5 protein-coding genes are annotated in these 8,930 nt (G+C 71.9%); all 5 read left to right on the top strand.

Annotation, left to right across the window (positions count from 1 at the left end):
- A partial coding sequence (locus OO47_RS32550; RefSeq protein WP_030223319.1) for an RICIN domain-containing protein occupies positions 1 to 732 on the top strand: 732 nt, incomplete at its 5' end.
- 153 nt (positions 733 to 885) lie between these two features.
- On the top strand, positions 886 to 3,306 hold the full coding sequence (locus tag OO47_RS32545; RefSeq protein WP_030223316.1) for an RICIN domain-containing protein: 2,421 nt from the start codon (positions 886 to 888) through the stop codon (positions 3,304 to 3,306).
- 186 nt (positions 3,307 to 3,492) lie between these two features.
- Positions 3,493 to 4,290, top strand: coding sequence for a DeoR/GlpR family DNA-binding transcription regulator (locus OO47_RS32540; protein WP_030223312.1), 798 nt, complete (start codon positions 3,493 to 3,495; stop codon positions 4,288 to 4,290).
- A 73-nt stretch (positions 4,291 to 4,363) separates the two neighbouring features.
- Positions 4,364 to 7,132: a SpoIIE family protein phosphatase/ATP-binding protein gene (locus tag OO47_RS32535; protein ID WP_106969519.1), complete on the top strand. Its 2,769-nt coding sequence runs from the start codon at positions 4,364 to 4,366 to the stop codon at positions 7,130 to 7,132.
- A gap of 146 nt (positions 7,133 to 7,278) precedes the next feature.
- Positions 7,279 to 8,427, top strand: a complete 1,149-nt coding sequence (locus tag OO47_RS32530) for an ABC transporter substrate-binding protein (protein ID WP_030223305.1) — start codon at positions 7,279 to 7,281, stop codon at positions 8,425 to 8,427.
- The last annotated feature ends 503 nt before the right edge of the window (positions 8,428 to 8,930 follow it).

The following is an 8,930-nucleotide window of genomic DNA, read 5'->3' as shown; positions in this document are numbered from 1 at the left end:
GCCACGGGCTGGGCCCCCAACCAGCAGAAGTACGCCACGGCGACCAGCGTCACCGGCACCTGGAGCGGCCTCAAGGACATCGGCAACTCGACCACCTACGGATCCCAGACGGCATACGTCCTGCCGGTCCAGGGGACCTCCGGCACCTCGTACCTCTACATGGGCGACCGCTGGGGCAACTCGATGGGCGGCACGGTCAACGACTCCCAGTACGTCTGGCTCCCCCTGAAGTTCCCCACCGCCACCACCATGACCATGGACTACTACCCGCAGATCACCGTGGACGCGGCCGCGGGCACGGTGCAGGGGCTCGGGACCTGGGAGACGCTGACCGCCTCGCACAGCGGCAAGTGCGCCGACGTCGCCGACCGCTCCACCGCCGACGGGGCCGCCCTCATCCAGTGGGGCTGCGCGAACGGCGTCAACCAGCAGTTCTGGCTGAAGCCCGCCGGCACCAACCGGGTGCAGATCATCGCCCGCCACAGCGGCAAGTGCCTGGCCCCGAAGGACGGGTCGACCGCCGACGGCGCCGCGATCGCCCAGTATTCCTGCAACGGAACGACCGCCCAGCAGTGGAGGGTGACGGGCTCCGGCGGCACCGTGCAGCTGTCCGCCTCGTCGAGCGGCAAGTGCCTCGACGTGACCAACCAGTCCACCTCCGACGGCACGGCGCTCATCCAGTGGAGCTGCAACAACGGCACCAACCAGAAGTGGCTCCGCACGGCCGCCTGACCCCGTCCGGACCACCCCGGGGCAGGCCCCGAACCCCCGAAGGGGCCTGCCCCACGCCGCCCCGTCCTTCGTCAGCGACACCCGGCCGCCACGGCCCCTCGCCCGCGGCCCTCCGGTGATCCACGACCGTCGATCCGATCAGGGAGACCGACCATGCGCTCCACCAGAGAACGACCTCCGACCCGCGCCCGCAGGAGCGGCGCCGTGCTGGGCGTGGCCACCGTGGCCGCCCTCCTCGCGACCGGCCTCTCGCCCGCGGTCTCCGCGGCGGCCGAGGAGACCGGCCGGGCCGTGACCGTACGACCCGACCCCAGCTACCAGCAGCAGCCGTTCGAGGGCTGGGGCACCGCCCTGGCCTGGTTCGCGAACGTGACCGGAGGATGGCCGGACGCCCAGCGCAACGCGCTCGCCGACGCCCTCTACGGTACGGACGGCCTCGGCTTCACCGTCGCCCGCTACAACATAGGCGGCGGCGACAGCCCCGAGACCACCCCCTACATGCGGGCCGGCGGCGCCGTCCCCGGCTGGTGGAACCGTCCCGGGCCGGAGTCCCCCGACTGGTGGAACCCGGCCGACCCCACCCACTGGAACCCGAACGCCGACGCCAACCAGCGCTGGTGGCTCACCGCCGCCAGGGCACGGGGCGCCGACACCTTCGAGGCCTTCTCCAACTCCGCGCCGTACTTCATGACGAACAGCGGCCTGGTCTCGGGCAACTGGAACGCCCGGGAGGACAACCTCCGCTCCGACCAGTACGAACGGTTCGCGGCGTACCTCTCCGGGGCGTTGAAGCGCGCGCAGGACGCCACCGGCGTCACCTTCGACTCCCTGTCCCCGGTCAACGAGCCGAACACCGACTACTGGGGTGCGGGCGGCCGGCAGGAGGGCTCCCACTGGGACCCCGCCTCCCAGGCCCGCATGCTCACCACCATGCGGGCCCGGCTGAACGCCGACGGCGTCAGCACCCGCATCGCCGCCATGGACGAGACCAACCCGAACACCTTCCGCGCCAACTGGGACACCTACGACCCGGCCGCCAAGACCGCTGTCGGTCAGCTCAACACCCACACGTACAGCACCGGCGGCCGCACCGGAGTGCGTGACATCGCCAAGGGGACGGCCACCCCGCTGTGGATGTCCGAGGTGGACCTCGGCGGCAGCGTCGGACAGAGCTTCACCGACATGAGCCCCGCCCTCGACCTCACCCAGCGCGTCAACGAGGACTTCCGCGAACTGGAGCCCCGCGCCTGGGTCCTGTGGCAGGCCGTCGAGGACTACGAGAACATGACGCCGGGCCGCGAGAACTCCAACTGGGGCCTCATCCAGACCGACTTCACCCCGGCCGACGCGGCCATCGAACCCCTCCGCAAGAACAAGAAGTACTGGGCACTGGCGAACTACACCAAGTTCGTGCGCCCCGGTGCCCGCGTCATCAACACCGACAACGCCGACACCTTCGCCGCCCTGCGCCCGGCCGGCCAGGGCGCGGTCGTCGTCCACACCAACCCCACCGGTGAACCCCAGCGGCTCACCCTGAACCTCGCCGGCTTCCAGACCGTCGGCGCCGGGCCCGTCCAGCGTTACACCACCGACGGCACCAAGAACCTCCACCGCGAGAGCGACCTCACCCCTGCGGGCAAGACGCTCACCGCCACCGTGGGCGCGGGCTCCGTCACGACCTTCGTCCTGCCCGGCGCGACCGGCGTGAACGTCTCCGACACCACGGCCCCCACCGGCGCCGCGCGCCAGCTGCTCAACGACCACAGCGGCAAGGCCCTCGCGGTCGCCACCAGCGGCGGCCAGAGCACGCTGGTCCAGCGCACCTCCAGCCCGGGCACCACGGCACAGCAGTGGCGGTTCACCAAGCTGTCCTCGGCCGACTGGAGCAACACCGCCGCCTACCGCGTCACCAGCGTCGCCAACGGCAAGGCGCTCGCCGCCCAGGGCGACTCGCTCGCCCTGGTGAACGCGGGCACCTCCGCCGAGCAGAAGTGGATGCTCTCCACCACGGGCGAGGGGCGCCACACCCTGGTCAACAGCGCGAGCGGCAAGCTCCTCGACGTCAGCGGCGAGTCCACCGCCGACGGCGCGCCCGTCGGGGTCCACCGTCCGACGACCGGGGCCAACCAGTCCTGGAGCCTCCGTTCCCTCGCGGCGGACACCTGGGTGCCGCTGCGGATGCGGCACAGCGGCAAGTGCCTGGACGTGACCGGAGCCTCGACCGCGGACGGCGCCCAAGTGGTCCAGTACACCTGCGGCGGCGCGACCAACCAGCAGTGGTCCCTGCGACCCGCCGGCGGTGGTTACGTCAACGTCGTCGCGCGGCACAGTGGCAAGTGTCTCGACGTCACCAACGAGTCGACCGCCGACGGCGCGATCGTCTTCCAGTACGCCTGCAACGGCGGCCCCAACCAGCAGTGGTCGGTGCACAGGTCGTCCGACGGCTTCACCACCCTGATGGCGCGGCACAGCGGCAAGTGCGTCGACGTGAGCGGGGTCTCCTCGGCGAACGGGGCCGAAGTCGTCCAGTACGGCTGCTCCGCCGCTCCGAACCAGCAGTTCACCACCTCGTAGGGACAGAGGCCGGTCCTGCGGCCGTCCGGCCGCAGGACCGGCCGTTCCGAGGCCTCTCGTCCACCGCGGCGGGCACCCCCGCCGCCTCATGCATGGGTATGTATCCTGTTCGAACGTGATGACTTCGGTGGACTTCCCGTCGGCCGTTCGCCGTATGACACGGACAAGGCAGGGGCTGAGGAACCGGTGCTGGCGCTGCAGCGGCGAGCGGTGATCCTCGACCTCGTGCGCCGGGACGGCGCCGTGCGGGTGGCCCACCTCGTCGAGCGGCTCGGGGTCTCGGACATGACCGTCCGGCGGGACCTGGAGGCGCTGGCCCGGGCCGGCTCCGTGGAGAAGGTCCACGGCGGTGCCGTCGCGACGTCCGCGACCACCACCGGTGAGGAACCCGGCTTCGAGGCCAAGGCCGACCTGGAGTCGGCCGCCAAGGCCGCGGTGGCCGCCGCCGCTGCCGGTCTCGTGAAGCCGGGCAGCGTCGTGGCCGTGTCCGGCGGCACCACCGCTTACGAGGTCGCCGCCAGGCTCCGGCACACGCCCGGTCTCACCGTCGTCACCAACTCGCTGCCCGTCGCCGACCTGCTGCGCGACTTCGCCGAGGAACCGGACGCGGGCGCCCCGACGGTTCTGCTCACGGGCGGCGCCCCTACGAGGTCGGCCTCGCTGGTGGGACCGCTGGCGGACCAGGCGATCCGTTCGCTCCGGGTGGACCTCCTGATCACGGGCGCCCACGGGGTGTCGGAGCAGGCGGGTCTGACCTCGCCGAACCTCGCCGAGGCGCAGACCAACCGGACGCTGATCGAGTCCGCGACGCGACTCGCCGTGGTCGCTGACCACACCAAGTGGGGCGTGGTGGGACTCAGTCGGTTCGCGAGGCTCGACGAGGTCGACTACTTCGTCTCGGACGACGCCCTCGGCGAGGACGCCCGATCGGTGCTGACCCGCGAGGTTGGCCGACTGGTCCTGGCCGGCCCGGAGACCGCCTGAGACGTCCCGGGCGGCTCGGCCCGAGGCGGCCCATGGTTGCCAGGCGTCGATCGAAAAGGGATAAATGTGAAGTATGAGTGGCGACTCTGGCCATAAGGGTGACGATCCGCTGGAAACCCCCTCCGGGGGACGCCGGCGCGTCACGTCGTGGCTGACCACCCGCAGCGTCGCCCGCCAGGTCTTCGTCCTCCAGCTGGTACTCGTCGTCCTCCTCGTCGCAGCCGCGGTCACCGCCCTCGTCGTCCAGGCCCGCCGCGACACCATGGCCGACGCCCGGCACCGGACCACCGCCGCCGCCCAGTCCTTCGCCCACGCGCCGGGGCTCGTACGGGCCCTCCGGAACGACTTCCCCACGGTCGAGCTCCAGCCCCTGGCCGAAGGAGCCCGCAAGGCGGCCGGCATCGACGCCCTGATCGTCTACGAGCTCGACGGAATCACCCTCACCCACAGCGACCCCACCCAGCTCGGCAAGCACGTCATCGGCCCGTACGCCGAGGCCGCCGCCGGCCGTCCCTTCACGCGCACCTTCCAGGGTGCCCTGGGCCTCTCCGTGGTCTCGGCGGCCCCGGTCAGGGACGCCCGGGGCGACGTGGTCGCCATCGTCTCCGCCGCGGTCACGGTCGAGAAGGTCCAGGACTCGCTCGACCAGCAGCTGCCCGTCATCCTGGGCAGCGCGGCCGGGGCCCTCGGCCTCGTGGCCCTCGGCACCGGCCTCGTGAGCCGGCGGCTGCGCCGCCAGACCCACGGCCTGGGTCCGGCGGAGATGACCCGGATGTACGAACACCACGACGCCGTCCTGCACGCGGTCCGCGAGGGCGTTCTCATCACCGGCCGCGACCACCGGTTGCTCCTCGCCAACGACGAGGCGCGCCGGCTGCTCGACCTGCCGCCGGACGCGGAGGGCCGCCGCGTCGCCGAACTGGGCCTCGACCCCTCCCTCACGGCCCTGCTCTCGTCGGACCGGATCGCCACGGACGAGGTGCACCTGGCGGCGGACCGCCTCCTCGCCCTCAACAAACGGGTCACCCTGCCCCCCGGTGACCGGCACGGCAGTGTGGTGACCCTGCGGGACACCACCGAGCTGCGCTCCCTGTCCGGCCGCGCGGAGGTGGCCAGGGAGCGACTGTCCCTGCTCTACGACGCCGGCGTCCGCGTCGGGACCACCCTGGACGTCGTGCGCACCGCCGAGGAACTGGCGGAGGTCGCGTCCCCCGGCTTCGCGGACGTCGTCACCGTCGAACTCCTGGACCCCGTTCTGAGCGGGGAGGAACCGGCCGGGGTCGGCACGGAGCTGCGCCGCACGGCCCTCGCGGGCCTCACCGAGGACCATCCGCTCTACGCGTACGGCGAACTGATCCGTTTCGTCCCCGGATCGCCGGTCGACACCAGCGTCACCGAGGGCCGGTCGGTGGTGGTGACCGATCTGGCCTCCTCGACAGGCTGGCGCGCCCAGGACGAGGAGCGGGCCCGGCGCGTCCTCCGCTACGGCATCCGCTCGCTGGCCGTCGTCCCACTGCGCGCGCGAGGCGTGGTGCTGGGGGTGGCGAACTTCTGGCGGACGGAGGACTCCCCGCCGTTCACCGACGAGGACCTGTCCTTCGCCGAGGAGCTGGCGAACCGGGCCGCCGTCTCCATCGACAACGCCCGCCGGTACACCCGCGAGCACACGATGGCGGTCACGCTCCAGCGGAGCCTGATGCCGCGCAGCCTCCCGGGCGACGAGACGCTCGACGTGGCCTCCCGCTACCTGCCCGCGAAGTCCGGCGTCGGTGGCGACTGGTTCGACGTGATCCCGCTGCCCGGCGCCCGCGTGGCACTCGTCGTCGGCGACGTCGTCGGCCACGGCCTGCACGCCGCGGCCACCATGGGCCGCCTGCGGATCGCCGTGCACAACTTCTCGGCGCTCGACCTTTCCCCGGACGAACTGCTCTGGCGCCTCGACGAACTCGTGACCCTCATCGACGAGCAGGACGAACCCTCCGAGGGCTGGGGCGAGACGATCACCGGAGCCACCTGCCTGTGCGTCGTCTACGACTCCGTCTCCGGCGAGGTCTCCGTGGCCACCGCGGGCCATCTGCCGCCCGCGGTCGTCCGGCCCGACGGGAGCGTGGACTTCCTGGAGCCCCCGGTCTCCCCGCCCCTGGGCCTGGGCAACGGGATGCCCGTGGAGACGATCCGGACGGTCCTTCCGGAGGGCTCCAGGCTCGTCCTCTACACCGACGGCCTCCTGGAGAACCGCACCCGGGACCACGACGCGGGCCTGGCCGCCCTCCGGGACGCCCTCTCCGGGGCCGGTCGCAGCCCGGAAGAGACCTGCGCCGCGGTCATCGACACGATGCTTCCCGCGGAGTCCGGCGACGACGTCGCCCTGCTGGTGGCCGGTCTCCGCCGCATGAACCCCGACCGGGTCGCGGCATGGGACGTGGCCCGCGACCCGGCGGCCGTGAGCCCGGTCCGCAACGCCTGCGTCCGCAAACTGGCCGAGTGGGGCCTGGAGGACATCGCCTTCGGCACCGAACTCATCCTCAGCGAGCTGATCACCAACGCCGTCCGCTACGGCCTCGAACCGATCCGGGTGAGGCTCCTGTACGGCGCCTCCCTGGTCTGCGAGGTGTCCGACGGCAGCAGCACCGCTCCGTACATCCGGCGAGCCGCCGACACCGACGAGGGCGGCCGCGGTCTCTTCCTCGTCGCCCAGTACGCCGAGAAGTGGGGCACCCGCTACTCCCCCCGGGGGAAGACCATCTGGGCCGCCCAGGCCACCGCCCCCGGCGCCGGCCCCGACCTCGACGGACTCGGCGAGGACGACATCCTGGGCCAGTGGGACGACGCGGAGCTGTGAGGACAGCCGGAGGCCTGCGCGGGGAGAGGACGCGCTTCCCCCGGACACCGCCGGAAGGGGGCGCGCTCCGCGCGGGACACAGGGGGAGGGCCCGCGTAGGCTGGGAGTTCTCCTCCACTGTTCTCTTTCGCCCTAGCGGAGACGCCGTGGCCGACCTCCCCCGGAAGCGTGCCGTCACCCTCGCCGTCTGTCTGAGCGTCCTGGCCCTGGGCCTGGGAGCCTGCGGCGGGGACAGCGAGCCGGTACGCGTGGTGGCACCGGCCGTGGCCGGCTCCGCGGAGGAGGCCGGCGGCATGGACGCGCTGGTCGCGGCGGCGAAGAAGGAGGGCAGGCTGAACACGACGACGCTGCTGCGCCACTGGGCGAACTACGGCGGCCTGATGGACGGCTTCGAGAAGAAGTACGGGATCGAGATCGTGAACAGCAACCCGTTCGGCTCCAGTCAGGAAGAGATCGAGGACATCCGGCGGACCCGGGGCGAGGCGAACGCCCCGGACGTGCTGGATCTCGGTGGCGCCTTCGCGCAGTCGGCCGCGAGCGAGGGCTTGCTGGCGGCGTACCGGGTCGCCGCCTGGGACAGCGTCCCGCAGAACCAGAAGGACCCGGACGGAGCCTGGTTCAACAGCTACGGGGGCTACGTCTCCATCGGCTGCGACGACCATGTGGTCGCGGTCTGCCCCGTCTCCTTCGCCGACCTGCTCAAGCCCGAGTACCGGGGAATGGTGGCGCTCAACGGCGATCCGGCGACGGCAGGCTCGGCCTTCGCGGGCGTCTACGCCGCCGCCCTGGCCAACGGCGGATCCTTCGACGACATCCGGCCGGGCATCGACTTCTTCACGAAGCTCAACGACGTCGGCAACTACAACCGCGGCAACCCCAACCCCGAGGCGATCGTCCGCGGCGAGACCCCGATCAGCATCGAGTGGGACTTCCTCAACCTCCGGCACATCGACGAGCTGCGGGGCACCGACGTGCAGTGGAAGGTGTCCATCCCCTTCGACGGAAGCTTCTCGCAGTACTACGCCCAGGCGATCAACAAGCACGCCCCCCACCCCGCCGCAGCGCGCCTGTGGCTGGAGTACCTCGCGAGCACGGAAGGTCAGAACCTGCGGCTGACCGGTTACGCCCGTCCCGTGCTCATGGAGGTCATGGCGAGGGACGGCACGCTCGACGAGGAGAAGGCGGCACGCCTGCCGACGGTGGAGGGCGGCCCGCCGGTCTTCCCCAGCGACGCACAGCTGGCCGAGGCGCTGCGGGTCGTGCGCGAGAACTGGCCGGACGCCCTCGGCAGGTGACCGGTCCGGACGGACCGGGGGCGGCGGCGGCCGCGCGGCGATCCGATCGTTCCCGGTCTCTTGACAGGCATCCCTGCTCCTTCCAGACTCTTCCCCAACACCTCGCGTTAACGTAAACATCGCGAGGTGGCGCCCAGCCGTAACACGGCGGCGCCCCTCTTCGCGCAAGGGTCGCGAGGCCCCGACCGTCCATGCCGCACCCCGAGCCGGACGGCCGGCTTCCTCGTCCACCTCCTCCGTGTGCATCACGCACCCACCCCTCACGAACACCCCCGGTCCGTCGTCACGGCGGGCGGGGTGTCCGGCCCCCACTCCACGAGGCAAGTGATCATGTCGCGTACCAGATTCGGCGTATCGGCGGTCTTCGCCGCCCTGTCCGCCGTCCTCCTGTCCCTGTTCGGCGTCGTGGGCACCGCTCATGCGGCGGCCGTCACCGTCACCAACGCCGTCCAGTTCACCGATTCGCAGGGTGATCCCGTCCACGCCCACGGTGGCGGGGTCGT

The sequence above is a fragment of the Streptomyces bikiniensis genome (assembly GCF_000716625.1).
In the GTDB taxonomy this organism is placed as follows: domain Bacteria; phylum Actinomycetota; class Actinomycetes; order Streptomycetales; family Streptomycetaceae; genus Streptomyces; species Streptomyces bikiniensis.
This window is presented reverse-complemented; position numbering and strand designations above follow the sequence as displayed.

Coding starts and splice junctions, on each gene's coding strand:
- OO47_RS32545 (WP_030223316.1), top strand. CDS start 886: ATGCGCTCCACCAGAGAACGACCTCCGACCCGCGCCCGCAGGAGCGGC.
- OO47_RS32535 (WP_106969519.1), top strand. CDS start 4,364: ATGAGTGGCGACTCTGGCCATAAGGGTGACGATCCGCTGGAAACCCCC.